Here is a 22,805-nt window from a genome sequence, read left to right on the forward strand (position 1 = left end):
TTTACCAAGCAGAAGATGCTAAGCAAAGGTTTTCCAATACTGGTACAAGCCATCGATATCAGAAGAGCACATCAAGGACATTGCACCTTTGATTTGCTCTTCATTCCATTCCCACCATTTCATTTCTAGCAACTTCGCAATTTCAGTTTCACTAAAACGATAGCGGATATGACGAGCTGGGTTAGAACCGACAATTGAGTACGGCTCAACGTCTTTGGTTACGACTGCACGGCTGGCGATAATGGCACCGTCGCCAACCTTTACGCCACTCATGATCATCGCCTCTGTGCCAATCCAGACATCATTACCAATCACGGTGTCTCCAGAACGTTCAAAGCCGTCGATAGCCCCTTCAAATTTTTCATCATCTTGGTAGAAAAATGGGAATGTACTTACCCACTGGTTTTGGTGACCTTGATTGCCTGCCATCATAAACACGGCACCAGAACCAATGGAGCAGTAGCTACCGATGATCAACTTATCGATATCAGTTCGGTCAGGAAGCAGGTAGCGTGCACAATCATCAAAACTATGGTTGTGATAGTAGCCGGAGTAGTAACTGTGCTCACCCACGATGATATTTGGGTTGGTTACTTGTTCTTTAAGCGATTTACCCACGAATGGGCTTTCAAAATAGTTATTCATATTTGTACTCTTAGTTTCGTTCTTTTAGTTGGGTACTGTTTATTGCGTTATGATTCTAACTAATTTCCATTTTTGCGTAAAAGCCTTAGTACCCTAACGCCCACCAGCAATATCAATAAATGACCCTGTCACATAAGAAGCGTCATCTGACAGCAACCAAGCGATAGAGTTTGCGACTTCTTCTGGCGTACCACCTCGTTGTAGTGGCAATTGTGAAGCCAACCTATCTACTCTACCCGGCTCGCCGCCATCGGCATGCATTTCAGTATAGATACAGCCAGGTCTTACTCCATTGACACGGATGTTTCTTGACGCCAATTCAAGAGATAAGCCTTTAGTAAGGGAGTCCATTGCACCTTTCGAAGCCGCATAATCTACATATTCAAATGGCGCTCCGGTACGTGACGCTGCAGACGATACATTCACAATGGAGCCAGCACCATCCGCTTGCTTAATAAACGCTTTACTGCAGAGGAAGCAGCTCGACACATTTGACTTCATGACCTTTTCAAAGCGATCCAGCTCTATCTCTTCTAATGCAGATTGAGTGAATAAGATGCCAGCATTGTTAACCAAATGAGTGACCGGCCCGAGTTTATTGCGTGCAATTTCAAACAAGGATTTAACGTCTGATTCAACCGAAACATCTGCACGTACACTGATAGCAGTACCACCTTGTTCTCTAATTTCATTAACCAGTGCTTCAGCTCTCGATTCATTTTGGATGAAATTGACACAAACCGCATAGCCTTGTTTTGCTAAAAGCTTAGATGTTGCAGCTCCAATACCTCGGCTTCCACCGGTAACAATTACGACCTTGTTCATGGACTCCCCTAACTTGCTGACTTTTTGTTTATCTGATTGTTGTTATGCACGTACGCTTCTGTGAGATCGTGTTGTGACATTTGATGTTATTGTTTGAGTGATTCAGGGCTGACTAACTGAACCCATTTTGAGCGCCACTCTTGCGGAGCAAAGCCATCTGGCCAAAACTCGGTTTGCTTTTGGATCAAGCCGTCAACTACGGTATGGAAGGTAATCACGCGGTCATTAAGAACGCTGTCAGTCACTGACACATCGGTAACAACAGTATCGCCCTCACATACAATCGAGTTGAGCGTAAATTTCCATACATCATTTGCTGGGTATTCAGAGTTGATCGCTGTGAAGTTATCTCGCCCGACGGTTAGCTCAGATGACTGTGGCCAATAACCTTGGAAATCCTCCGCCAACCATTCGCTCGCTTTTGCAAAATCGTTAGTACGCATTGCATCCCAAAAATTTAGCACCACCTCTTTTGATGTCATTACCTAATCCTTTATGTTCGCTATTATTCTGATTTAACACACATTAACGGTAGAGCTAGGCTTCAGCAAATACCGAGCTTAAAATAATACTAAAACCTTGTCAGGCCGCATGTTTTTGGTCATGGCCTCCATTCTACAAATCGTCTATTTTTCATCGCGAGGCGTGCAGATTAAGTTGCTGTCAATACTCCACACCGATCGACATTACCATGTAAAAAAGATTGCTGTCTATGTTTGGATCTCAGCTTTATCAATTTGAATATATGCGTATAATCCCCCGCTCCATGCGCTATCAAGATGAACATTAGCGCCATAACACTATTTCTTAATGAGTACCCCATGTCGAAACTATTTTTCAAAGGCCGTATCGAAACAAGACAAAACCACGTCCTTGCAGGCTACAACGTAAACCGCGATGTAAAAGCGGGTACTGAAGAAGCACCAATCAAAGTAACGGTTCAAAACGAAACTCGCAAAGCTGAAATCGAAACACTGGCTGAAGAGCAAGAGTTCGTTGTTGAAATTACAGTAGACGCGCAACAAGAAGAGAACACCATCGAGCTTGATACATTCCTAAATAAGCCAAAAACGATGACGTTCGAAAAGACACCTAACCGCAACGACCCATGCTCTTGCGGTAGCGGTAAGAAATATAAGAAGTGTTGCGCTTAAGACTTCTGAATTGAATTGCCAATAGCAAAACGAAAGACAACGGGAAGATCGCTTAGATCTTCCCGTTTTTATTTACTCAAACCCTTCATCAATCTAGATTGTCCGGCGTCTCTAAGTAGGTACCGCATCGAGTGCATTTGTAATCTCCCGTTACTCCATTGGAAATAAACCCAGACAAGATAAACGAGTCTAGCGAGCCAAAGCCATCGATGGTCCAGCTGTCGGAACTCAGTATAGACAGGCTCATAACTCAGTTTGCTGAAAGGAGCACCTTTCTTGCGCGTGCTATGACCGTGTCCTAATACATATACCCTAACCAATCGACTTTCCCGGAAGGCCAACTCGCCCCACTGATCGGTTTAACATAAAGGTCGTCAACTTCCTCAACAGCGATACCATAATTTAGATGCTCATTGAGTCTTAGCCAAGAATGGTCAGCAACGACTCTGTTGTAACCTTGCGACGAATAAAAACTGTGTAACTCAGAGATTAAGATAATGAAGTCAACATCCCTCTCCTTTGCATAAGCATCAAGCTCACAAAGCATTGCTGAACCAAGGCCTTTACCTCGAACGTCCTCGGCGATACAAAAATCAATAACACCTAGAACTTTAAAAGCATGGCCGCCAACGTTGATCATTCGATAGTCAAGGCCAAGATAACCAACCAACTTACCTTGTTCCAGTTGGAGTGCACGCATATGGGGTAATTGCTTGAAGTATGAACGTTGAACCTGATGCTCTGGAAATGCACTGTTCCTGAGTGTGGTAATCGCTTGATGCTGTTGTTTGCTTACTTCAATTTCAGATATGATTTCCATGTACTTCCTTTTCCAAATGAACTCCCGACACATTATGAGACTAGAAGTTAGTAACCCAAGGTCCCTGCAACTCAAAGGTCTGATTATCAAAGTCGATACTCCCTCGAACGCCAAGTGGCGTGACCAACATTGGATGAGTGTGGCAGCTATCAAACCCGTACAGTATCGGCACGCTTTTACCGTTTAACACTTCAAGAAGCACATCAAGAGGTGTTCGCTCTGTTCCTTTATCATCGAACAGCTCATGCTTACCTAAGATGATAGCGCCCACCTTATCAAATACTCCGCAAGCCAATAGGTGTGCAAAAGAGCGCTCTACGGTTTCGATACCCTTCAATGAGTCCTCGATAAGGAGAATATCGCCATCGAGAATTTCGGGCATATATTGGCTACCCCATATCCCAGCCATCGTACTCAAGTTACCACCAATCACTCGGCCACTAACTTTTCCTTTGCCGATAAACTTCCATTCATTGTCATAGACTGACTTCGCGGAGTTCTGAGTTTCCCAATCATGTTTAATATCCGTCCATACCTTGGGCATTATGTATTGATGTTGACTTGTACTCTCGCACAACAACTCACTGAATGATTGGAACGTTTGATCAACCAGCGGTGGAAACTCACCAAATGAGGCAACAAGTGCTGGACCATAAAATGTGACTAAGCCAGTTTGGGCATGAATCGCCAATAGCAATGCGGTTACGTCGGAGTAACCGATGATGATCTTTGGATCATTTTTGAGTGCCTCATAATCAATATACGGTAATAACGAGTTGCTATTATTGCCGCCAATTGTAGACATAATGCAGCGAACTTCAGGATCTCGAATCAGTTGGTTTAGCTCTTCGACTCTTGCTTGAATAGAGCCAGAACGGTAACCATCAGACTTCCCCGTCAAAGAGCCCTCAACCAAAGTGAAACCTTTTGATTCCAAGTAGTTTTTAGCGCGAGCAAATCGATTGGGAGCGAACACTGTCGCAGGGGAAGACGGTGAGAAAAAACCAATTTTGTCACCGATGTTTAAAGCCTTTGGGTAAATCACTTCCTTTGTCCTCCATAACAAAAAGGAAACGGCATAATGAGCCTTATTAGCTGAAGTTTTAGATGCTAAAAGTTAGGTATCAACTGAAACAAAATCTCATAATATCAATGCCATGACTTGGTGCCGCACTTCTCACACTGATATTGATATTCTTGGTCTATGAAAAATCCAGGCGTGTCTTTGTCGTCTTTAAAAAACAGGTTTACGATATACTCCACCAACATCCCTATTTTCCACTGTCTTGCTTCTGATTCCGCTTGCTCCTTTTGCTCCTCAACAGAGCTGCTCATTGCAAGGTGTGGAGTCATTGAGTTACAGTTTTCACAGTAATATGGGTGCTTAATGTATTTACTATCAATCATTTATATAAACCAATGTCCATTTATAAAGTTGATTGCATAGTAACAAGCTAACGTTGGATTATCTAACTTATTATATTGAACGACGTCTCATGGCATGTAGTTACGCTACACAAGACGACGAGAGTGCCGTGGCTAATGTGTCACCTTGCTAAAGAAGGTTAACTATAAATCGAGCTTCTTTACTGTGACGGTGTATGTCCACACATCAGTGTCGTCATCACCAAAACTCATACTCGCTTCACCACCCTCAGGCTTGAGCGCGAAATCTGGCATCTCACTGTAGCTTGATCCACTTTCATTAGTACATGACATCGTGGCCGATAGAAGAATCGTGTTGTCGCTATGTTCAGAGAGCGTTCCAGTATACGAACACTCATCAACGCTTGTGGTAAGCGTCTGGCCAAGGTAATCAAATTTAACCGATGGAAAGTCGCGCTTTAGGGATTGCTCTACCACCGTAATGGTCATTTCATAACTACTGCTTGGTAATTCACTATCAGCGAATACACAGCTTGATAGGCCAAGCAGCGATAACGCCAAGATTCTATTTTTCATTAATTGATGTGCTCCTTTTAAACTTGAGGCTCTTTGCATAATGTCATGGGAGAGCCTCAGGTTTTTATTACATACGCTTGGGTGGAAACTTCTTTGTCATACCTTGGCTAGAAGGAGATACAAGCTTATAACCGAGTTTCTCATAAAACACCGGTTCATCAGCAATCATGGAAACATACGACCCTTCCAGTGCAACAGAAGATAGGTAATTGTCGATGTATTCCATTACTTTTCTACCCAAGCCCTGCCCTTGATAGATTGGATCAACAGCGACATCAACCACTTCAAAATTACATGCACCATCACCGACAACACGCCCCATCGCAATGAGTTGGTCACCTTCTCGAATAGAGATGCCGTATAAACTATTTGGTAAAGCGATTGTGGCCGCTTTCAGTGACTTCGGTGATAATTTTGCTTTCACCCGCATCTCACAAAACTCGGCTGGATTTGGGACTTTCTCTTCGTATTTGAACGCCATTTTTACTGCTCCTTTTGATGAGCAGTGAGAATACACACTGAAACTGTATAAATAAACAGTATATCGATATTTTGATGAGAATGTCACAATCTAAAGGGCATATAACAGCCCAAAGGGGGATGATGTCATTTCTTGTCCATCGACCTTGGCAAGCTGGATTTAAATTTACTTCAATAACCCTTGGTCGGCGGCGGCTTCAAGTTGAACTTCTAGTTCGCTCCACAGTGCCTTGCTGCCTTTAGAAATGCGCTCACCGTTAAATCTCAGTACCTTAGCTTTAGATATATTGTGCTTCTTCCAGCTATGACCGCCGCCATGGATGTTATGAAGTAAAGGGGGCACTCTATCAATCGCTTTACCGAATCTAGCTTCCGGTGACTCACCCGCTTCAAATTCTAGCCATAACTCCAAATATTCGGATCTTAGATGGCTCGGCAATGACTCGAGCAAACGTTCGACACAGTTTCTCTCTTTAAGTTTGTTTTCTTCCGTTTCACTGGCGTAAATAATCGTGTCACCAGCATCGATTTCACCGAGATCGTGTATCAGCAACATCTTAATCACTCGGGTAATATCGATCGCTTCATTCGCATAGTCTTTCAACATCAGAGCACTCAAACAGACATGCCAGCTATGCTCAGCGGAGTTTTCATAGCGATCCAAACCAACTGGCTTCGTTTGTCTATGAACATCCTTCAACTTTTCCACTTCAGCCATGAATTCCAAAATGCCTTTGATTTCTTCCACGATACGCTTCCTTAACTTTGAATTGATGTTTTAAGTGATGCACAGGGTTACAGGGAAAGTCTTTAGCCCCACCGAACCGACATCTTGTAGTAAGAGACTCCCGATTTTTGGAATTCAACGCCTTCGACCTGCATCTCAAACCTTTGATAGAAGCCCAAAGCGGTTGTACGGGCATCACACCAAAAATAACTCACTTGATCCGCTTGTAGGTCTTTGATGATGTGTGCGATAACCTTAGAGCCAATACCCTGCCCTTGGTATTCTGGCAACGTAGCAAACTTACGCAGTCTGGCTTGCTTCTCTTGAACGTAAACAGACGCAACACAAACTAATTGATCATCAATATAGGCACCATAATGCGAGGCATGCTCATCGCCTTCTACCGCACAAAACGACATTGGTTTGCTTGGCCACAGTACTTGATGACGAATGGGCAGCACATCAGCCGCTGAAATTTGGATTATGTCCATGTTGTTCCGATACCATTTGGTGTTGACTTGTAAGGTTCAAGCTTATCGATTCGCCATCGGGTGATCTGGATTTAATTGCAGAAGATCCCATAGGTTTCCATAAAGGTCTTCGAATACCGCCACAGTGCCGTAGGCTTGCTCTTTCGGCTCTCGAACGAATTTGATTCCCAAAGACACCATACGTTCATAGTCACGCCAAAAATCATCGGTATTTAGGAATAGGAATACACGACCACCAGCTTGATTACCGATAAAATCCAGTTGCTCGGGCTTGGATGCTCTCGCTAATAATAAGCTCACACCGTGTGAATTAGGTGGAGCAACAACAACCCAACGCTTATCTTCTTCTGGTAAGTAGGTATCTTCGATAAGTTCAAACTTGAGTTTGTTTACGTAGAAATCTAGGGCTTCATCGTAGTCTTTTACGACAAGTGCAATATGGACAATATTTTGTTTCATAACATACCTTGTTGAGGGTGTCGGATGTAATTGACATGTTCCCTCCTTAGAACAAATGCCACTTTAAATTTTAAACTTCTTAGTCAAACGGCCAGCTACAGCTGCCAAAAACCGAGCTCAACACCACTTTGAATGACAATGGCACACATTCCGTGACGTGGTAACTCCATTGGTGGAACTGCTACTTCAGCACCCAACTTTTCAGCTGTGTTTACTGCAGCTTCTATGTCTTTCACCAGTGTGTAATGACGAACGACTGGCTCCTCAGTTTCACGAAGTGGTCCCCTCACACCAATAACTCCACCATTTGAGAGCTTAGCGGTACGCGCACCCCCTAAGTTCACATCCGCATCACTAAACTTCACATCGTAGATCTGTGCGTAAGTTGCACAAACCGTGTCTATTTCGGGGGTAACAATTTCAAGATATTGAACTTTCAAGGCCTTTCCTTTTGACTCCTAGTTACCTTTTGATAAACAGATTTAAGTTAAGTACTGATAGCTCCACGCATAATGAACTGTGGGCCAGCAGCGCCGCCTAGGTACTGTTCATTAGTATCTTCAAAACCACCTTTAACATAACAGTTATAGGCTGCGGGATTTTTACAATTAACCGTTAAGTAAATCCAATCATACCCTTCGTAATTGGCTGCTAGATAAGGAAATAACGCTTTCACTGCGCCAGTACCTAACCCCTTACCTTGTTGATTTTTATCAAGAGCAAACGCCCTTAGGCCAACACTACCTTCAGGACAAAATTTGTAGCCAGCCGGGTAAGCAACATCAAGCTTAAAGAAGCCCACCACCTCATTGCCATATTTAATAATATGTAGATGCGTGGTCTCACAACCGTCTGACAAAAAGTCCATTGCTGTTCCTGCGAACTTAACCTGCTCATCTGCAAGCTGAATTTCATTAACTTGCTCAATATGAGCATCAGTAAGTCTTTCTATAGTAATCATTATTATTCCTTTATTCGCTATCTAGTCGTGTCTCATTACAAGCGATATTTTTACGAATGCCGCGTAAACCAATCAGGTTTCCAAAAGGGTCCTCGACTTGGCACATCGTCAACCCGCCTTCAATCTCCATTGGACCTCGGTATAACTGAGCCCCAATTAACTGAAAATGCAAAAGTGACTTGTCAAAGTCCTCTGTAGACCAATAAAGGACTGTTCCCTTTTTGCCAGAGCCAACTTTCTCATCCGCTTGTACAATCTCAATAGAAAAACCATTGATATCTAGAGTCGTAAAGTCAGAAGACGGATGATAAGTGGCGACTAACTCGGGAAAGGCGGCTTGATACCAGCTGAGCCCTTGCTCGATGTTTGGAACATGAATGAGAATGGCTATTGGTCTGCTCATGTTAGCCTCCTAATTGACTTGGGCCTTTTACCCTTTAGTTTGCTGCGTCATTGTTAGTTCAGACACCGACTGACCATCAATGCGATAGTAGTCTTCCATTTCGCCGACAACCGTAAATCCCGCTTTAAGATAAAGGTTTTTAGCAGGAAGGTTGTTTGACAATACATTAAGGTCCAGCCAATCAATCACTTCGCTCTCTCGGCAGTATTGAGTCGCCACATTCATTAGCTTGGAGCCCAAGCCTTGCTTTCTCACACTGCTGTCGACGCCCATCCCAAGCAACACACGGTGAGAACAGTAATTACCATTATGATGGCGCAAGTCGATATGGCCACGAATAGCACCATTCGAATCTTTAGCTAACCAAATTTTTCGCCAGCCATTCTCTCCAAACTCAAACTTAAACCCATCAGAAAAGCGAGCCTTATGTGCTTCAGACATTTTACACTCTGACTTTGAGACTGGTTGGAATAGCGGTGTCTCTTCTAATGCGATTTCTGACAACTGTGTATCCAGATATACGAACAAACTCTCTAAATCAGAGTGTTGTGCTTCTACTATTTTCATTACTACTCCTATTCAAACTTCGCCTCAAATGGCAGAAATGTTTTATCGGGTTACTCATTGTGCATCGTTAATGCCAAGCCTTAAGAATCAACACCAATCCAAAGCAATGCCCCACGTGTCAGTTAAAACTCGTCACAAGTATCTCTTGAGCTCCTATCTGGAAAATCAAAATTCAGATGATTATCGTCTTCCAAGATAAACAGAACACGCCCATTCTCAACGCCCGTTTCATTTCTATCAGAACATCCGAGAAAGAGCTCCCAGTCGAACGCATATTCAAGACGATACTGGTTATAATTCACATGTTGTACGCTTTTGATTTTGATTCCGTTGACCACATGTGCCATGTCATCGATGTACGACAGGTCTGGTACCAGTCGGTCCTCAAATTTACTCTTATTTTCAGTTAAAAAATCGGCGAGCTCAGAGCATAGTTCCGAGCCATGAACCAAAGGTTGAGATTTATGGATAAACAACATTTCCCAATATTCCTGTAGCGAGTTGCAGTGAAGATACAAAGATCAGCGCAAAAATGCGGCTTTCACCCTGTTAAACAACGACCTTTGCATAACCATGCCTGTCCATATCTACCACCTCAACGGTGATCGATGCTCTGCTGAGGGACAAAGACAGCAATTGCGTCATCACTGTCTCAGAAAGCATTGCTTTGTCTGTGTCACTTCGGCCAGACAATATACGCACAGTCACATGGATAAAATCTTCTTTTTCTGTACCCGTTTGGTAGTTCTCATAAGCGATACTTCGAACTTTAATGTCTCGTCCATCGGCTTCGAATAACTCTGAGTTTAGTGCTCCTAAAAACACTTTCTTGTTCAGTTGCTCGGCGTTAATTGTCGACGAGTGTTCGATTATACAATGTGGCAAATGTTGCTCCTTAAGAATTGTGCAGTTTACTGCTTTGTGAGCGCCTTAGTGAGAAACGCTAATGATGAATCTTGAGGGTAATTCTCGAGCACCATTTGGCATTGGTAGCCGTGCTTCTCATAAAAAGGTTTGGCCTGAAAACTTAACGTGTCGACCAATGACGACGTGCAGCCTTGGGACTGTGCGTACTCTTCTAGGCGTTCCAGTAACTGGCTACCCACCTGTTTTCCTCGCATTGAGTCATCGACCCAAAGAAACTTGATCAATAGCCAGTTTCCCCAAAGATCCGCAATAACACCACCGACCTTAACACCCTCCTCCATAGCGTAATAGCCTACTTGAGATTTAGGTATGCCTTCAAGAAATGGCGTATTGTGTTTGATTAGGCCAGCGCGAACTTCGTTGATGTCACTATCTGATGGGTCGGTATCTAATGTGTATTCCATTTGCTAAGTACTCCTAGTCTGTCGAGTTATGTAAAATAACTCGTTCATTATTGAAACTTCTGCCGGGCCAACAAGCCAGTCTTCAAATTTTTTTGGCGATCTATTGCGTATTTTGGGGGATGGGTACCTGACGATAAAAAGGTGATGGCACAGGTTAGGGTTACAGTCCATATGGTCGCTAGATGCTTAAAGGGACATTTCTTCATATGTATTGATGACTTTTATGGTGTCACTTAAGTCATTCTTTCCATTGAACTCATGCTGGATTGCAACAACATCACAACCACTTGCTTTACCTGCTTGAATACCTGCAGCTGAATCTTCAAACACCATAGTCTGCTCAGGTGAAGCGTTAAGCCCCGACAAAGCAAGATTGTATGCTTCGGGATCTGGCTTATGCCTAGTCACATCTTCCTGTGTGATAACTAGGTCAAAGGTATCTTCAAGGTTTAACGAGGTTAAGATATTTTCGACCATCCAAGTTGCCGCAGAGCTCACCACACCGCATTTTTTACCAGCAAGTTTCAAGCTCTCGAGATAGGTCTTGGCACCATCATTCAGCTCAAGTTGCTCACCTAACATTTGCTCATAGTGAGAACGAAAAGCTAGATTAAACTCAGACAAACTTGGAGCGATATCAGCATGCTTGAAAAAGTGGTTTGTCACCACCTGCCAACTTTCTCCCATCACCTCTTTGTAAATATTGTGGTCTACCGTTGCACCATAATCTAGACATGCTAATGCGAGAGCCTTTCCTTTTAGAGGTTCTGAATTAACCAATGTACCGTCCATATCAAATAGGTACACTTCATACATTTTCAATTTACTCTCCTTGTGTCATTTGCTCATCATTGTACTTTCTAGTTGTCGCTAATCCTCGAGGTAAGAATATGATCTTCCCATTTCCCTGCGATTTTCAGGTATTTCCTGGCGTAGCCTTCCTTTTCAAAACCAAGCTTAAACAAAACCTTTTCACTCGCTTTATTACGTGGCATATAGGTCGCCATAATTCTATTGAGACCGACAACGTCAAACATGTATCGAAGTGTGACCTCAAGAATTTCAGTCATAAAACCTTTGCCTTCATATTTTTGTGCCATGTGATAGCCCAAAAAGCATGCCTGAAAAACACCTCGAGCAATGGCGGTGTAACTGCAGACACCGACAACTTCTCTCGTTTCTTTGTCGATTGCGACAAATTTAATTTCTTTCCCGCTCTCGAATAACGCTTCACTGGCATGACAAAAGTCTTCCCAATACTCCAAGGTATAGAATTGCTCGTCGCGCATGGGAGACCAAGGAGCTAAATGACAGCGATTTTCTAGGTGATATTGTAAAAGCGCTGCTGCGTGTTGCTTACCCATTGCTTCAATCTGAGTTCGTGCCGTTTATAACATTTCAACTGCTCACCTTTTTGGTGTACCAATCCGCATTACTTTGGTTCGCTTGAGAAACCCAATGTATTAGGCTTATAACCCAATGCATCTAAATCGATACCTTGCTCTGAAAGTAACTTCTCAAATAAAGGCAACAATGGACCTAAGTTTTCATTTAGAGTATCACGCACCGTGTCAACGACGACTTGAGTGCCACGCTCGATTTCGATATTGACGAAGTTACCTACTGATTTCGATGAGAAGACGGTCATTCGACGGGTTTCTGGGATCAACCAAACCTCAAACCACCCTTCGACTTTATTAACGTCAGAAACGGTTAAGCTAGCCCCATTGATTGCAATATAACCTTTCGGGAACACATATCTTTTCCACTCATTAGGAAGAGCTAGGCGCACGCAGTAGTTATCTTCAATTTCGGATATTTGGATAATCGCGACATTAAAGTCAACGTGACCAGAAAGTGGGTGACCACCAATTTCAGCGCCGTCTCTTGCCGCCCTCTCGGCGTTCACTGATTGACCAACTTCATACTTGCTTAGCGTGGTAATTAATAGGCTTTGCAACATGACGTCAAACTTTACTCGAACGTCTGACAGCAACTCAGTAACGGTCAAACACACACCATCAATTGCGATACTAGCGCCAATTTCCAACTCGTGACAAAAGCCTGTCGGAAACTCTATGACAAACGTTCTTATTCCATTGTTATCGCTCACTTCAGCAATGTAAGCAACGGTTTGTACAATACCTGTAAACATATCTTCCCTGTTATTGTGTTTAGTTTTGGTACAAAGTGACGTTTGACTCATACCCAACGCCACTGGCCTAAATGAAAAATCGGTTACTCAACACAGAACGGCTTACGCACAAAGCTTTGGTTGGTCAATCTCAGGCTTTATGTTTTTTGTAAGCGCGGTGTCATTCAATTGCTGAGTGATCAAGTAAGTTATCGGTGTGCAATTTTCGGGTAGCTCATCATGCTCAAACCAACGTAACTCTTGGCATAAATGGGGCTCAGCATTCTGTATGTCGCCAGCCCATTCATGGCATAAGTAGAAATAGTGACAAATGGGTAGCTCTGGATCAGAGACAATCGCGAACAATGCTAAGTTACCAACGTCAACTGCGACCTCTTCTCGCGCTTCGCGCTCTGCTGCGGTCCGAGGTAACTCCCCTTGCTCTATTCTGCCGGAAGGAAATCCCCAATATTGGTCGAACGCTTCTGTGTTTTGACGAAAGCCGAGCAGAAACTTAGAGCCCGAAATAAAGATAATTTGGACTACATTCTTCATGAGTATCACAGTGTCGATTGGTAATATTTGACCATATCGTCTTGATTGATCGCAGGGCCTTCTAAGCTCTGTTGATCTTTCATGATCTGTGCCAGTGAAGGTAGAATAGAACGCTCGACTTTAAACGTATCAGACCAAAGCTTGCCTCTCATTACCGCCTTAGCGCAATGAAAGTACATAGACTCTACGGCGATTTTAATCACGACTTTTGGGGCTTTCTTCCCGTCAGGACAAGCGGCAAGCAAATTTGGATCGGTATGAATGCTGGCTTTACCTTTAAGACGTACCACTTCATCAATCCCATTAACCATCAGCAGTAATCCAACTTCTGGGTTATTGATGATGTTTTTTAAACCATCAATTCGATTGTTTCCCGAACTGTCAGGTATTAGGACCGTTGACTCATCGACAATCTTAATAAAACCGGGCTCACCGCCTTTTGGAGACAGATCCCCAAAGCCTTGAGAGTCTGTCGTCCCCAAAACCGCGAAATGACAATGGTTGATCAAAGTAATCGCATGGGCATCCAGTGCTGGAAGTACTTTATTTTTAGCTCTTTTACTCGGCTCGGCATAAAGCTCATTTAATTGTTCTAATGTTTTTATTTCACTCATTGTTATGCCTCTTCGTGCACTTTTGTGCATCTAATTTTCACTATAATTACAAATTTTTTAATGACTCGCGCAGTTTCTCCATACTTTGGATGCCGAGTTCACTACTTTTCCAACCAAACTGATCGCCCTCAAATCTTGGAAAGATATGTAGATGATAATGAGACAACTCATTAAACTCACCGTTATTTTGCAAGAATGAAATACCATCAGGTTTAAATGCCTCTTCAATACGTCGATACACCTGCCTAGCGACAGAATGAATTTCAGTGAGAACAACTTCTGGTACATCGATATAGTTGGTGTAAGGGTGTGTGGGACAAATCAAAATATGCCCAAAGTTGATCGGATTGTGGTCAGCAAACGCAACCACATCATCAGATTCGTAAACGATGACAGCCTCCATTTCGCGGCGAACAATTTTTTCGACTATTGTCATTTAAAATCTCCAAGTTTCAGTGTTGAGCACTTACCTTCTTAAAGGGCTATAGGCCGTACATCGCGCTTCATTACTTTTTGAGTGACTTGTACATGATGTAGCTGTTAATTGGACCAAATTTAGGATGCTTATATGCCTTTGGAATGGCACCGATAATACTAAAGCCAAGCCTTTCCCAAAGTTTGATTGCCGTTTTGTTCGTCGACACTACACTGTTGAATTGCATCGCCTCAAAGCCTAATTCAATCGCGACTTGTTGAGAGTGTTCGCACAAAGACCGAGCAATTCCCTGCCCTCTTGCCTCTTCGGAAACCATGTAACCGCAGTTACAAATATGACCGCTTGGACCCATTGCATTAGGCTTTATGTAATACGAGCCTAAAACAACGTCATTCTCGGTATAGACATAAGTTTGTGATGGCTGTTCACACCAAACCGAAAAGGCTTGTTCCATCGTCATTTCCGGATCAAATGCGTAGGTTTCTTGCGCTTGAATCACAGCCGAGAAAGTAGGCCAAAATGACTCAAAGTCAGATTTAGACATTTCCCTGATCATGAATTTCCTCCTAACCAAATTTATGGCAACACGGATTCTACTACCACCAAGTTGACACATTGATGTGGTACTTATTTATCGGAGGCGCCCTGTTAATAATTAGTATGTTAGGAAAGGAGAACACAGCAGCAAAAGGTCAAAACTGAGTGGTTAGAAGAAGTTATAAACCTTCGCTAACTGGCTAATACATTTCCGTAACGTACTGACTACCATAGCAAATATGCCTCCATTCCGGATAGATGCGGAAGTGCGTAGTGATACACATTATTAACAAAGAGCTACTATAGATAAAATGTTTTATAACCCAGTTATTGAGGTAAGCCGATCACCAACAAGCGCCGACAGCAGACTATCTTGGAGCCTCTTCCTCAGTGAAGTTTGTTTTGAAGGTAAATGCGTAAGGAGAGTCTCCCACTTCTCTGAGGTGCTCTAAACGTTCAATCGCTTCATCAAGGGTTGGGATGTGATCATCCTTAACCCACCAAAGCACATATGTGTCTTCCGCTAAGCGATGAAACCATTCGCCCTTTCTTCGCATAAAGTCACGATGGTGAGTTCGAAACATAAAGTTCTTTAACGCGTCGACCGATTCCCAGACAGACATATTGACGATCATGTTCGGATCATCAAACGCTTTTATGTTGGTTGCATCGCCAGATTCATCTTTCAGACGCCACACAAACCCTTCACTACTTTCGGCAATGCCATTTACCAATTCCAAGTTATCGACGAAATCTTTAATCTCTGGTGCGTCTAAAGGGTATTTCGCGAGTGCGATATTTAATTGAGCGAGTTTCACAATGCTTCTTCCTTGAATGGATTATGATGGAAATAAAGAACGCTTCCTTGAGCAATAGCTAAGGCGATTCGCTAACCTTAACTCGTCACTGATGCTTCACACTGTAACACGGCAACTACCTAGGCGTTCTACAATTAATTTGAGTACATAAACTTGTTATGTAGTCGCTAATAAGTTCTGTCGATTCGAATAAAGAGCTAACTGGAAGGGTGAGATTTAATCGTTCTATATCTGCTGCATCATGGCCCTTCAGTCTCGCAAATTCACTCCAAGAACATTTATCGACTTTTTCGATAACGTTTGATTCAAATAAGAGTTGAGAAAACTGTTCTGGGCTATACCCCTTAGTTTCTGCAATAAAGTGCTGCGTTTCCGAAGTTGGGTTTAAGACCAAAAGTAAATAAAATTTGGCGACATCATAAACGTGCACGTATTGATTGTAACCTGTCGACGGAACAGCAACTTGAACCGTTTGTTCAGTAAGAGACTCGACGATTCGCTTTAATTGGCAATTGTCACCGCCATACACTAAGCTCGGGCAGTAAACAATATTCCAATTAGAACTCATCGCATATTCAATTGTTCTTACGTCTAACTCAACGGCTGTGAGCGGCTTAAGTCTAAACTCTTTAAGATCTTGGTGAGATGCACGGCCAAATAACCAAACTCCCGAGGTGTGAATCTTTATTGCATTTTCACTTGCAAAATTATCAAGCTGCTTGATTAGCCTGGATTCAATATCGACAATTTCACTTGCTGAATACTCTGCCCAATGAGGACGCGCGCAGTTAATAATCACATCAAAGTAATTTTCATACCCTGTCGATACGTTTTTAGAATGAACCGAGCAAGGAACAACACCATTGTGCCTACAGTACCGAAAGACCTCCAAGCCACTTTCTACGAACACTTTATAAACGTGGCGACCAATATAACCACTGGTGCCTGATATCAAAACTCTCATTCGTTCCCTCAATTAAGTGCCAAGCCTTAGGCTTCTAACACTGGTGATTTATTTTACGAAAAAGCTTACATGACATCTGCGATTAGAAGTATCTAGGCAGGGTCCCTTTAAATGCCCTACCATCACTCGTAATGTACATGCAGTCAGAACCTTCAGTCACTGTAAACCCTAACCGCCTATAAAACGTTTTGTCGATATCACTATGTAAGAACAACGCCGTATTATTTTGATTCTGGAGTAACTCATTCTTTATCATGTTAATTAACTTTGAAGCATAGCCTTTGCCTCTTAGCTCTGGAGGTGTAGCAACGGAACCAAGCCCGCAGCTACCATCTTCAAGACCAAACACTCCCTGATAAACAATCAAGGAAGATAAGATTTTTTGATGTTCAATAAGCACATACCAAGTTCCCTTCTGATACTTATTACTTTTATTACAACAAGCTAGATACTCATCGACAGATGCGGAACCTCCCCATACATCAAAGCCCATAAGATAAATATCATCTAACTCATGCGTGTATGCAGTTCTTAAAGTCATCATATTGAATTCCCAAATTCACTTACTGCTATTTTTCTTTCAACACCGCGCTACCTCTGCGTGTCGGCTCCACGAGATGAAGGTAACGGGTAAATGTGTCCTTTGGGCGTTCTAAATTGTTTTCAGCTAACACTCTAGAAGCCATGCCTCTGTGGTTATTACCGTGTGTGAGCAAGTGGAGAAGGACTTCTTCAACAGACATTGTCCCTATATCACCATCTATGAAGTTAAACTGAATGACTTTGTCTAACTCATCTTTTGAGGCTGACATTACATACTGCACTAACCTAGTATCGTTATGAGCCATCCGCTCACGCAGCTCTGAAAAGGAAGGCGTTTCAACCGTATTATCAGCAGTGTATTTTTCCGGTTCTCCTAGGATTCGACTTGTAAAAAGACTATCCACTACAGTCGTATGATTCAGAATTCTTAAGAAAAATATGCCATCATTTTCCGGCAGTTTTGAAAATTGTCTCTCTCCAAAGTCGAGTAGCTGACTATTTGCCCATTTTTTGTATTCAAATGCTTTAGCAAACTGCATTTATTTATCCTTTTTGGTTTGATTGACTCCCGTGCATTAAGATTTCCATAAACTTTGAAATCAAGCGAATCAACTGTGGAGTTTTAAAGTCCCAATTCTTATCCGCGCACGGGAACGGGGTCACACTTGGTTTGAAAACAAGTGCTGTAGCTTAAAGTTCCGATCGCTTGCACCCTATTTAGGGTTGCGGTATCAAAATAATGTTCTAAATGATTGCTCACGTTTTATGGTTATCAGGTTTTTTTGCAATGAGGAAAGCATCGCTTCGTACAAGAAATTACCCATACTGATGCGCTTCACGCCAAGAGCCTCTAACTCTTTAAAATTTAGTAATTCAGGAACACACATGACATTTATGGGCAGCAACGTGCTATCTACAACGGCTTTAATATCATCGGTTCCTTTGATACATGGAAGAAAAACTCCATCAGCACCTGCTTGCTGATAGGCTTGGATTCTCTTGATGCTCTCCACTAGAGGCTCTTTTACACCCATTAAAAATGTGTCAATGCGGACATTAATGAATACTTCTAGGTTGGCATTGTCGAGCATACTTTTAACTTTTCTCAACGTTTGCGAGAACATCATCCAATCACAAAGTCGCCTCTCACGATTAACGACAACGCTATCCTCTATATTGATTCCGACCACGCCAACATTCACCAACTCAGTAATATTGTCATAGATTGCCTGCGGCGTATCTCCGTAACCTGATTCAATATCTACGCTCAGAGGTAGATCTGTTGCCTGTGCAATAGCTTTTACCACCGATAGTATCTCTTCAAATTCGATATTTTCGCCATCATCAAGCCCGTGACTGCGTGCAATCGCCGCACTCGATGTCCCAATCGCTAAAAAGCCGGTTTGCTCTGCAATTAAGGCGCTTGCTACATCCCAAACATTACAAATAACGAGTGGTTTTGATGCGGTGTGCATAGTTTTAAACATGTCTGATACTCCTTAAAGTGTTTTGGTTTCAGACATAGGCTAACAACAGGCATACCAAAGGACTCGCCAGTTTCGGAAGTGAATAGTAAATATTTACCCCAGACTCTTAATGTACCGAACAAACAATAAGGCTATCGAATATCTACTCGGAGGGGGTCTTTACCCAAACCACATTTTCATTTGAGGTTGGTATTTCAAACCAAGACCAGAACAAAGCTAGCATATCAGGCGTCATTTCATACGACTTTCCGTCCAGATCTGCGTTGCGCTTCAATGCCCTCTGCTTACATGTCTCAAACGATACATCGAGATAATGAACTTCACTTTCAACACCGACAGTCGATGCCCATCTTATAAAAGCATCGCGATCTGCTTTCTTCCAAAAGCCAAAGTCGAAAATAACAGGGACATCGAGAGAAAACAGCTGAAGCGCAGATTCTTTAAACAAGTCTTGGAGCGTAGCGAGCCGTTTATCGAAGACATCGCGCTCCATATGCTCGCCATATAGAGGAATCATCCACTCATCAATCGAAAAACGAAAAGCGCTATGTTTGTCTGCAAGCTGCTTTGAATAGGTTGTTTTCCCGGAACCAATGAAACCACATACGAAATAGATTTTAGCCATAATTCCTCATCGGCTTGTGTTATTGGATGACTAGTAGGAAGCACCATTGATCTTACGAACAGGAATACTCGAAAGCATTTCAATGTCGGCCATTCTCATGTTTACTGCCAAAATATCCTCGGAGCATTTCTCCGTTGTTACATAGTGCGTCAGGCACCCACATGACTTACAACGGTGAAACTCTACTTCTTTGTCTCCCCAACAGTAAAAATCTGTTGGTTCAATCATATTGATTTGAACTTGCTCGGGAGAAAAGTACGCCCAAGCTGCAACATAACGACGACAAATAGAACAGTTACACTCGCCAACTTCTTTAGGGAGCGAACTTAATATCAAAATTACATTCCCGCAGTGACACTTTAACTTCATTGTTTTCCTCTTAAAGAAACTCAACATGCGTATAAGCGTTGGACCTTTTAAATAATTCGCTTAAGACCTAACAACGTTGTGGCTCTGAAAGCTTAACACTCTCATTTTCAAGGAGGTACTCCAAATACCCGTCATAGAAATCATCTCTTTCACAACCGTGTAGTAACGCCTTTTTATAAATTGAAGCAACAAAGATATCCGCTGCGCTAAAATCCCCCCCCACAGCGAACCCTGATTTAAGGCAAATCGACGAACTTAACTTTTTTAGACATTGCATAATCCAGTCTCCACGAAGTTCACGCTTTGACTGCTCACATAATTGCGGGCGCAGAAATCGCAATACTGTTCTATTTTGGGGTGAATGGATGCTGCTATTCACGTATTCACAAACTCGACGAATGTGAGTTTTTTCATCTAGGTTTTTTCCAAACAAACTCGGATTAGGAAAGCGTTCTTCAAGGTACTCAATGATTGCCATCGATTCAGAGTAAATTAAACCATCAACCGAAAGTGCCGGAACATAACCAAACGGATTTATATCGAGGTATGTTGTCGTTAGTTCATTAGAGCTAACTTCAATTCTATCGTAAGCTATTTGCTTGAAATTAAGCGCCCACTCTACCCGTTCAGAGCTATTCGAGCCCTTTGCGCTATATAACAAAATTGACATATCCACTCCTTCAAAATGACATTTGTTTGCACCAGCTCGAGAGTAACTACACACTTATACAGCTACCTGTTGGAATCGCCTCCAGGCGTTCTCCCAATACTTCTTTTAACAACTTATATGCTTTTTTTCCGGTGCAATGCCCCGTGTAGAGCTTATCAATTGGATACTCTGATAACGCAAGTCCAAGGTCTTTAATGTTTTGCTTAGTCCCACCAATGCTATCAAATAAGGGTAACCCCACTAAATGAAAGCCCCCGACAACGGCTTTAATTCGTTCTTCTGGAAAATGAGTAAGCGCGGTATCGACCATATTTAGGACACCACTATGCGCACAGCCAGTAAAAATGACGATGCCGTCTTCCTCTTTGATTACTAACAAAAGCTCATGTTCGAATGAGTCCTGCTTCCATTTGTCCTGAGATTTTGTGTAAAGGTACTGATTCCCTTTTGGCTTTTCGTATTTATCGCTGATATCAGTAATGATAAATACGTTACGCGCAATCTCGGTCGTCTTATTCACGAATTTCAACCGACCACTACTATTTTTCAGTAAATCCGGATTAATACCGACATTATTTTTAAAACCATAAGCACGGAAGTAGTAGCTTCGCTCATCACTGTGTTTCAAAAACACATTGGCATTAGAATTATGGCGAACAAAATCGATGGCGCCATTACAATGGTCGTGGTGTCTATGTGATATAACGGCTAGGTCTACGTCTTTGATCTCTACGTCGAGTAAAGGCGCATTTTGACAAAAAGTACCGCCACCTCCCATATCGAATAACATGCTTAGCGACTCAGTTTTGATATGCAGTGACAACCCGCGTTCAACCGCTAAATCAGGCCTACTGTCTAAGCGATTGTTATCAACTAACGTCGTTATTTTCATCATTTCTCTTATATATTTTTCCACTCTTCAGAGCGCAAACATCAATGCAAACTTTGGTGCTAATTTCTTTGTGGCCTTGGCCCCCGTTGCAGCCTTGAGTACTACATAGGCAAGAAAACCAGTTATGACAAAGCCATTGCGTAATAGCCATCGAATGTAAATTTTTGTATTTCTGGTCACACATATTTCTACGATCACTCGTATAAGTACATTTCATCATGTATGTCAGATAAAAACTCTGTGAGCTCCCACTCAAACCCCGCTTTATCGTAAAAGTATGCTCGCTTTCGATGCGTTTCTTTTGGAGCATATATACCTCGACGATAGCCTTGTTCGACAAGTTTAGTTTCTATTGTTTTGAGATTTTGTACAACTAAACCAATATGGTTGACCCCATGGTTCTTATACGTTTCTTGAATAGCCCTTGGCGCGAGCGAGTCTAAGTGAGGCTCTTGAAGAGCGAAATAGCTTTGCTCATTTCCAACATGAACCCAACGATGGCGGCCAGGGAGCCCAACATCTTTACGTACTTTAAAGTCAGGGGCGACAATACTAAGAAACATCAGGGTTTCATCAATATCTGGAACAGTAATGTTTAAATGCTCAATCTGAGTCATACTAAATAGTCCTCTAGTTAGTGATACGAATAACAATCGAAAACATTCTGTTACTTCAACTTAACTTGAGGTCAAGCAAACTTACTCAGTAATACGATGCTAAGCGACTGAGTGAGAATTACTACTACTGTCTTATCAACTCTTAACTCACTTGAAGCCATGTCAACGAAACTTGGAAACTACTTTTCGCTAATCAATAACCGTTGCTTTCAAAGTGTATGAAGAACATCAAAAGATCGACATCATTGGCTTTCGTCACTCGAAATTTGTCCCCAACAATGCGAGAAACAGCGGACTTCCAGAAATATAGAGCCGCAGAGTTTTCTAAAAGCACTCGAATTTGCCATTTGCCTGTAAATACAGAAACGACCTGTGCTAAGGCTTCCTTGCCAACACCTTGCCCTTTAAATTTTCTGAGTACGAAAAACTGTTCAATATCATAGATCGATAAATCACTAGGATAACGGCGAACCAATACAAACCCTGCGAGCTCGGCATCCACATAGATGAAATAGGAAATATGATCTTCTCGCTCCCAGTAAACGTCAAACTGGGAAGTGTCGTAGCTGAATTTGCCCTCATTATTAGGGCTCCACTTCATATACTCGGTCATGTCGTATATGTAATAAGAGAACAGGTTTTCAAGCACTTTCCGTTCTTGTTCTTTAATCTTAATTAATTGTACGTCCATTTAAGGGCCTCCCTATGACATGAATAAG

At 42.4% G+C, this 22,805-nt stretch carries 37 protein-coding genes; 1 reads left to right on the forward strand and 36 read right to left on the reverse strand.

The genetic code is table 11. From position 1 onward, the window contains the following. Window positions 1-18: 18 nt before the first annotated feature. The 3 genes from catB to BTO10_RS14280 all read right to left on the reverse strand — a co-directional run bounded on the left by catB (window position 19) and on the right by BTO10_RS14280 (window position 1,952). A complete protein-coding gene (gene catB, locus BTO10_RS14270; RefSeq protein WP_008217767.1) occupies window positions 19-645 on the reverse strand; it encodes a type B chloramphenicol O-acetyltransferase in 627 nt (208 codons plus the stop codon). 93 nt (window positions 646-738) lie between these two features. Next, entirely contained in the window at window positions 739-1,470 is a 732-nt protein-coding gene (locus BTO10_RS14275) for an SDR family oxidoreductase (RefSeq protein ID WP_063523221.1), read from the reverse strand. 86 nt (window positions 1,471-1,556) lie between these two features. Next, the gene (locus tag BTO10_RS14280; RefSeq protein WP_004741021.1) at window positions 1,557-1,952 is read right to left on the reverse strand and encodes a nuclear transport factor 2 family protein; all 396 of its coding nucleotides are present in this window, start codon (window positions 1,950-1,952) and stop codon (window positions 1,557-1,559) included. 339 nt (window positions 1,953-2,291) lie between these two features. On the opposite strand from BTO10_RS14280, the gene BTO10_RS14285 reads away from it, so the two are divergent. Continuing rightward, the gene (locus tag BTO10_RS14285; protein WP_004741022.1) at window positions 2,292-2,624 is read left to right on the forward strand and encodes a PBPRA1643 family SWIM/SEC-C metal-binding motif protein; all 333 of its coding nucleotides are present in this window, start codon (window positions 2,292-2,294) and stop codon (window positions 2,622-2,624) included. Window positions 2,625-2,922: 298 nt separating this feature from the next. Here BTO10_RS14285 and BTO10_RS14290 read toward each other — a convergent pair whose 3' ends face one another. The 33 genes from BTO10_RS14290 to BTO10_RS14450 all read right to left on the reverse strand — a co-directional run bounded on the left by BTO10_RS14290 (window position 2,923) and on the right by BTO10_RS14450 (window position 22,777). Continuing rightward, window positions 2,923-3,444: a GNAT family N-acetyltransferase gene (locus BTO10_RS14290; RefSeq protein ID WP_105024958.1), complete on the reverse strand. Its 522-nt coding sequence runs from the start codon at window positions 3,442-3,444 to the stop codon at window positions 2,923-2,925. Window positions 3,445-3,484: 40 nt separating this feature from the next. Continuing rightward, window positions 3,485-4,489 (reverse strand): S66 family peptidase, encoded by a 1,005-nt coding sequence (locus BTO10_RS14295; RefSeq protein WP_105024959.1) that lies wholly within the window; start codon window positions 4,487-4,489, stop codon window positions 3,485-3,487. A 104-nt stretch (window positions 4,490-4,593) separates the two neighbouring features. Continuing rightward, a complete protein-coding gene (locus BTO10_RS14300) occupies window positions 4,594-4,851 on the reverse strand; it encodes a hypothetical protein (RefSeq protein WP_102423004.1) in 258 nt (85 codons plus the stop codon). Window positions 4,852-5,013: 162 nt separating this feature from the next. Continuing rightward, window positions 5,014-5,406 carry a hypothetical protein gene (locus tag BTO10_RS14305; protein ID WP_105024960.1) on the reverse strand — a complete coding sequence of 131 codons (393 nt, stop codon included), beginning with the start codon at window positions 5,404-5,406 and terminating at the stop codon, window positions 5,014-5,016. A 67-nt stretch (window positions 5,407-5,473) separates the two neighbouring features. Beyond that, on the reverse strand, window positions 5,474-5,887 hold the full coding sequence (locus BTO10_RS14310) for a GNAT family N-acetyltransferase (RefSeq protein WP_004741032.1): 414 nt from the start codon (window positions 5,885-5,887) through the stop codon (window positions 5,474-5,476). Window positions 5,888-6,052: 165 nt separating this feature from the next. After that, window positions 6,053-6,634 carry an HD domain-containing protein gene (locus tag BTO10_RS14315; RefSeq protein WP_105024961.1) on the reverse strand — a complete coding sequence of 194 codons (582 nt, stop codon included), beginning with the start codon at window positions 6,632-6,634 and terminating at the stop codon, window positions 6,053-6,055. A gap of 62 nt (window positions 6,635-6,696) precedes the next feature. Further along, window positions 6,697-7,104, reverse strand: coding sequence for a GNAT family N-acetyltransferase (locus BTO10_RS14320; RefSeq protein WP_105024962.1), 408 nt, complete (start codon window positions 7,102-7,104; stop codon window positions 6,697-6,699). Between the two features lie 42 nt (window positions 7,105-7,146). Further along, complete coding sequence (locus tag BTO10_RS14325; protein ID WP_105024963.1) at window positions 7,147-7,563, reverse strand: VOC family protein; 417 nt, start codon at window positions 7,561-7,563, stop codon at window positions 7,147-7,149. A 95-nt stretch (window positions 7,564-7,658) separates the two neighbouring features. After that, window positions 7,659-8,003 carry a VOC family protein gene (locus BTO10_RS14330; protein WP_105024964.1) on the reverse strand — a complete coding sequence of 115 codons (345 nt, stop codon included), beginning with the start codon at window positions 8,001-8,003 and terminating at the stop codon, window positions 7,659-7,661. A 47-nt stretch (window positions 8,004-8,050) separates the two neighbouring features. Next, window positions 8,051-8,524, reverse strand: a complete 474-nt coding sequence (locus BTO10_RS14335; protein ID WP_105024965.1) for a GNAT family N-acetyltransferase — start codon at window positions 8,522-8,524, stop codon at window positions 8,051-8,053. A 10-nt stretch (window positions 8,525-8,534) separates the two neighbouring features. Next, a complete protein-coding gene (locus BTO10_RS14340; protein ID WP_105024966.1) occupies window positions 8,535-8,927 on the reverse strand; it encodes a VOC family protein in 393 nt (130 codons plus the stop codon). A gap of 27 nt (window positions 8,928-8,954) precedes the next feature. Continuing rightward, window positions 8,955-9,494, reverse strand: a complete 540-nt coding sequence (locus BTO10_RS14345; RefSeq protein WP_105024967.1) for a GNAT family N-acetyltransferase — start codon at window positions 9,492-9,494, stop codon at window positions 8,955-8,957. 122 nt (window positions 9,495-9,616) lie between these two features. Continuing rightward, window positions 9,617-9,973, reverse strand: a complete 357-nt coding sequence (locus tag BTO10_RS23765; RefSeq protein ID WP_105024968.1) for a hypothetical protein — start codon at window positions 9,971-9,973, stop codon at window positions 9,617-9,619. A 70-nt stretch (window positions 9,974-10,043) separates the two neighbouring features. After that, window positions 10,044-10,379: a 5-carboxymethyl-2-hydroxymuconate Delta-isomerase gene (locus BTO10_RS14355; protein ID WP_105024969.1), complete on the reverse strand. Its 336-nt coding sequence runs from the start codon at window positions 10,377-10,379 to the stop codon at window positions 10,044-10,046. A 26-nt stretch (window positions 10,380-10,405) separates the two neighbouring features. Further along, window positions 10,406-10,825 (reverse strand): GNAT family N-acetyltransferase, encoded by a 420-nt coding sequence (locus BTO10_RS14360; RefSeq protein ID WP_105024970.1) that lies wholly within the window; start codon window positions 10,823-10,825, stop codon window positions 10,406-10,408. Window positions 10,826-11,011: 186 nt separating this feature from the next. Then, window positions 11,012-11,641, reverse strand: a complete 630-nt coding sequence (locus BTO10_RS14365) for an HAD family hydrolase (RefSeq protein WP_105024971.1) — start codon at window positions 11,639-11,641, stop codon at window positions 11,012-11,014. Window positions 11,642-11,685: 44 nt separating this feature from the next. Next, entirely contained in the window at window positions 11,686-12,189 is a 504-nt protein-coding gene (locus BTO10_RS14370; RefSeq protein WP_105024972.1) for a GNAT family N-acetyltransferase, read from the reverse strand. A gap of 68 nt (window positions 12,190-12,257) precedes the next feature. Continuing rightward, window positions 12,258-12,980 (reverse strand): riboflavin synthase subunit alpha, encoded by a 723-nt coding sequence (locus BTO10_RS14375; protein WP_105024973.1) that lies wholly within the window; start codon window positions 12,978-12,980, stop codon window positions 12,258-12,260. A 102-nt stretch (window positions 12,981-13,082) separates the two neighbouring features. Beyond that, the gene (locus BTO10_RS14380; protein WP_105024974.1) at window positions 13,083-13,514 is read right to left on the reverse strand and encodes an NUDIX domain-containing protein; all 432 of its coding nucleotides are present in this window, start codon (window positions 13,512-13,514) and stop codon (window positions 13,083-13,085) included. A 5-nt stretch (window positions 13,515-13,519) separates the two neighbouring features. Then, a complete protein-coding gene (locus BTO10_RS14385; protein WP_004741047.1) occupies window positions 13,520-14,128 on the reverse strand; it encodes a pyridoxamine 5'-phosphate oxidase family protein in 609 nt (202 codons plus the stop codon). Between the two features lie 46 nt (window positions 14,129-14,174). Further along, window positions 14,175-14,564: an HIT family protein gene (locus BTO10_RS14390; protein WP_004741048.1), complete on the reverse strand. Its 390-nt coding sequence runs from the start codon at window positions 14,562-14,564 to the stop codon at window positions 14,175-14,177. A gap of 70 nt (window positions 14,565-14,634) precedes the next feature. Further along, the gene (locus BTO10_RS14395; RefSeq protein WP_004741049.1) at window positions 14,635-15,120 is read right to left on the reverse strand and encodes a GNAT family N-acetyltransferase; all 486 of its coding nucleotides are present in this window, start codon (window positions 15,118-15,120) and stop codon (window positions 14,635-14,637) included. Window positions 15,121-15,469: 349 nt separating this feature from the next. Then, window positions 15,470-15,919, reverse strand: coding sequence for a DUF3291 domain-containing protein (locus BTO10_RS14400; RefSeq protein ID WP_008217710.1), 450 nt, complete (start codon window positions 15,917-15,919; stop codon window positions 15,470-15,472). Between the two features lie 115 nt (window positions 15,920-16,034). Continuing rightward, window positions 16,035-16,883: an NAD(P)-dependent oxidoreductase gene (locus BTO10_RS14405; protein WP_105024975.1), complete on the reverse strand. Its 849-nt coding sequence runs from the start codon at window positions 16,881-16,883 to the stop codon at window positions 16,035-16,037. A gap of 82 nt (window positions 16,884-16,965) precedes the next feature. Next, entirely contained in the window at window positions 16,966-17,424 is a 459-nt protein-coding gene (locus BTO10_RS14410) for a GNAT family N-acetyltransferase (protein ID WP_181143998.1), read from the reverse strand. Window positions 17,425-17,452: 28 nt separating this feature from the next. Beyond that, window positions 17,453-17,965, reverse strand: coding sequence for a DinB family protein (locus BTO10_RS14415; protein ID WP_105024977.1), 513 nt, complete (start codon window positions 17,963-17,965; stop codon window positions 17,453-17,455). 192 nt (window positions 17,966-18,157) lie between these two features. Then, the gene (locus BTO10_RS14420; protein WP_105024978.1) at window positions 18,158-18,913 is read right to left on the reverse strand and encodes an isocitrate lyase/PEP mutase family protein; all 756 of its coding nucleotides are present in this window, start codon (window positions 18,911-18,913) and stop codon (window positions 18,158-18,160) included. A gap of 142 nt (window positions 18,914-19,055) precedes the next feature. After that, window positions 19,056-19,538 (reverse strand): AAA family ATPase, encoded by a 483-nt coding sequence (locus BTO10_RS14425; RefSeq protein WP_105024979.1) that lies wholly within the window; start codon window positions 19,536-19,538, stop codon window positions 19,056-19,058. A 30-nt stretch (window positions 19,539-19,568) separates the two neighbouring features. Next, window positions 19,569-19,907: a GFA family protein gene (locus BTO10_RS14430; RefSeq protein ID WP_105024980.1), complete on the reverse strand. Its 339-nt coding sequence runs from the start codon at window positions 19,905-19,907 to the stop codon at window positions 19,569-19,571. A 67-nt stretch (window positions 19,908-19,974) separates the two neighbouring features. After that, complete coding sequence (locus tag BTO10_RS14435) at window positions 19,975-20,577, reverse strand: glutathione S-transferase family protein (RefSeq protein ID WP_105024981.1); 603 nt, start codon at window positions 20,575-20,577, stop codon at window positions 19,975-19,977. 46 nt (window positions 20,578-20,623) lie between these two features. Further along, window positions 20,624-21,469 (reverse strand): MBL fold metallo-hydrolase, encoded by an 846-nt coding sequence (locus BTO10_RS14440; RefSeq protein WP_105024982.1) that lies wholly within the window; start codon window positions 21,467-21,469, stop codon window positions 20,624-20,626. Between the two features lie 194 nt (window positions 21,470-21,663). Further along, the gene (locus BTO10_RS14445) at window positions 21,664-22,086 is read right to left on the reverse strand and encodes a VOC family protein (protein WP_105024983.1); all 423 of its coding nucleotides are present in this window, start codon (window positions 22,084-22,086) and stop codon (window positions 21,664-21,666) included. Between the two features lie 193 nt (window positions 22,087-22,279). After that, the gene (locus BTO10_RS14450) at window positions 22,280-22,777 is read right to left on the reverse strand and encodes a GNAT family N-acetyltransferase (protein ID WP_105024984.1); all 498 of its coding nucleotides are present in this window, start codon (window positions 22,775-22,777) and stop codon (window positions 22,280-22,282) included. Window positions 22,778-22,805 lie beyond the last annotated feature (28 nt).

The organism is Vibrio chagasii (assembly GCF_002954585.1).
Taxonomy (GTDB): Bacteria; Pseudomonadota; Gammaproteobacteria; order Enterobacterales; family Vibrionaceae; genus Vibrio; species Vibrio chagasii_A.

Bases quoted from the DNA above. Each gene is read 5' to 3' on its own strand.
- catB (WP_008217767.1), bottom strand. From the start codon at position 645: ATGAATAACTATTTTGAAAGCCCATTCGTGGGTAAATCGCTTAAAGAA.
- BTO10_RS14275 (WP_063523221.1), bottom strand. From the start codon at position 1,470: ATGAACAAGGTCGTAATTGTTACCGGTGGAAGCCGAGGTATTGGAGCT.
- BTO10_RS14280 (WP_004741021.1), bottom strand. From the start codon at position 1,952: ATGACATCAAAAGAGGTGGTGCTAAATTTTTGGGATGCAATGCGTACT.
- BTO10_RS14285 (WP_004741022.1), top strand. From the start codon at position 2,292: ATGTCGAAACTATTTTTCAAAGGCCGTATCGAAACAAGACAAAACCAC.
- BTO10_RS14290 (WP_105024958.1), bottom strand. From the start codon at position 3,444: ATGGAAATCATATCTGAAATTGAAGTAAGCAAACAACAGCATCAAGCG.
- BTO10_RS14300 (WP_102423004.1), bottom strand. From the start codon at position 4,851: ATGATTGATAGTAAATACATTAAGCACCCATATTACTGTGAAAACTGT.
- BTO10_RS14305 (WP_105024960.1), bottom strand. From the start codon at position 5,406: ATGAAAAATAGAATCTTGGCGTTATCGCTGCTTGGCCTATCAAGCTGT.
- BTO10_RS14310 (WP_004741032.1), bottom strand. From the start codon at position 5,887: ATGGCGTTCAAATACGAAGAGAAAGTCCCAAATCCAGCCGAGTTTTGT.
- BTO10_RS14320 (WP_105024962.1), bottom strand. From the start codon at position 7,104: ATGGACATAATCCAAATTTCAGCGGCTGATGTGCTGCCCATTCGTCAT.
- BTO10_RS14325 (WP_105024963.1), bottom strand. From the start codon at position 7,563: ATGAAACAAAATATTGTCCATATTGCACTTGTCGTAAAAGACTACGAT.
- BTO10_RS14335 (WP_105024965.1), bottom strand. From the start codon at position 8,524: ATGATTACTATAGAAAGACTTACTGATGCTCATATTGAGCAAGTTAAT.
- BTO10_RS14340 (WP_105024966.1), bottom strand. From the start codon at position 8,927: ATGAGCAGACCAATAGCCATTCTCATTCATGTTCCAAACATCGAGCAA.
- BTO10_RS14345 (WP_105024967.1), bottom strand. From the start codon at position 9,494: ATGAAAATAGTAGAAGCACAACACTCTGATTTAGAGAGTTTGTTCGTA.
- BTO10_RS23765 (WP_105024968.1), bottom strand. From the start codon at position 9,973: ATGTTGTTTATCCATAAATCTCAACCTTTGGTTCATGGCTCGGAACTA.
- BTO10_RS14360 (WP_105024970.1), bottom strand. From the start codon at position 10,825: ATGGAATACACATTAGATACCGACCCATCAGATAGTGACATCAACGAA.
- BTO10_RS14365 (WP_105024971.1), bottom strand. From the start codon at position 11,641: ATGTATGAAGTGTACCTATTTGATATGGACGGTACATTGGTTAATTCA.
- BTO10_RS14370 (WP_105024972.1), bottom strand. From the start codon at position 12,189: ATGGGTAAGCAACACGCAGCAGCGCTTTTACAATATCACCTAGAAAAT.
- BTO10_RS14375 (WP_105024973.1), bottom strand. From the start codon at position 12,980: ATGTTTACAGGTATTGTACAAACCGTTGCTTACATTGCTGAAGTGAGC.
- BTO10_RS14380 (WP_105024974.1), bottom strand. From the start codon at position 13,514: ATGAAGAATGTAGTCCAAATTATCTTTATTTCGGGCTCTAAGTTTCTG.
- BTO10_RS14385 (WP_004741047.1), bottom strand. From the start codon at position 14,128: ATGAGTGAAATAAAAACATTAGAACAATTAAATGAGCTTTATGCCGAG.
- BTO10_RS14390 (WP_004741048.1), bottom strand. From the start codon at position 14,564: ATGACAATAGTCGAAAAAATTGTTCGCCGCGAAATGGAGGCTGTCATC.
- BTO10_RS14395 (WP_004741049.1), bottom strand. From the start codon at position 15,120: ATGATCAGGGAAATGTCTAAATCTGACTTTGAGTCATTTTGGCCTACT.
- BTO10_RS14405 (WP_105024975.1), bottom strand. From the start codon at position 16,883: ATGAGAGTTTTGATATCAGGCACCAGTGGTTATATTGGTCGCCACGTT.
- BTO10_RS14410 (WP_181143998.1), bottom strand. From the start codon at position 17,424: ATGACTTTAAGAACTGCATACACGCATGAGTTAGATGATATTTATCTT.
- BTO10_RS14415 (WP_105024977.1), bottom strand. From the start codon at position 17,965: ATGCAGTTTGCTAAAGCATTTGAATACAAAAAATGGGCAAATAGTCAG.
- BTO10_RS14420 (WP_105024978.1), bottom strand. From the start codon at position 18,913: ATGTTTAAAACTATGCACACCGCATCAAAACCACTCGTTATTTGTAAT.
- BTO10_RS14425 (WP_105024979.1), bottom strand. From the start codon at position 19,538: ATGGCTAAAATCTATTTCGTATGTGGTTTCATTGGTTCCGGGAAAACA.
- BTO10_RS14430 (WP_105024980.1), bottom strand. From the start codon at position 19,907: ATGAAGTTAAAGTGTCACTGCGGGAATGTAATTTTGATATTAAGTTCG.
- BTO10_RS14435 (WP_105024981.1), bottom strand. From the start codon at position 20,577: ATGTCAATTTTGTTATATAGCGCAAAGGGCTCGAATAGCTCTGAACGG.
- BTO10_RS14440 (WP_105024982.1), bottom strand. From the start codon at position 21,469: ATGAAAATAACGACGTTAGTTGATAACAATCGCTTAGACAGTAGGCCT.
- BTO10_RS14445 (WP_105024983.1), bottom strand. From the start codon at position 22,086: ATGACTCAGATTGAGCATTTAAACATTACTGTTCCAGATATTGATGAA.
- BTO10_RS14450 (WP_105024984.1), bottom strand. From the start codon at position 22,777: ATGGACGTACAATTAATTAAGATTAAAGAACAAGAACGGAAAGTGCTT.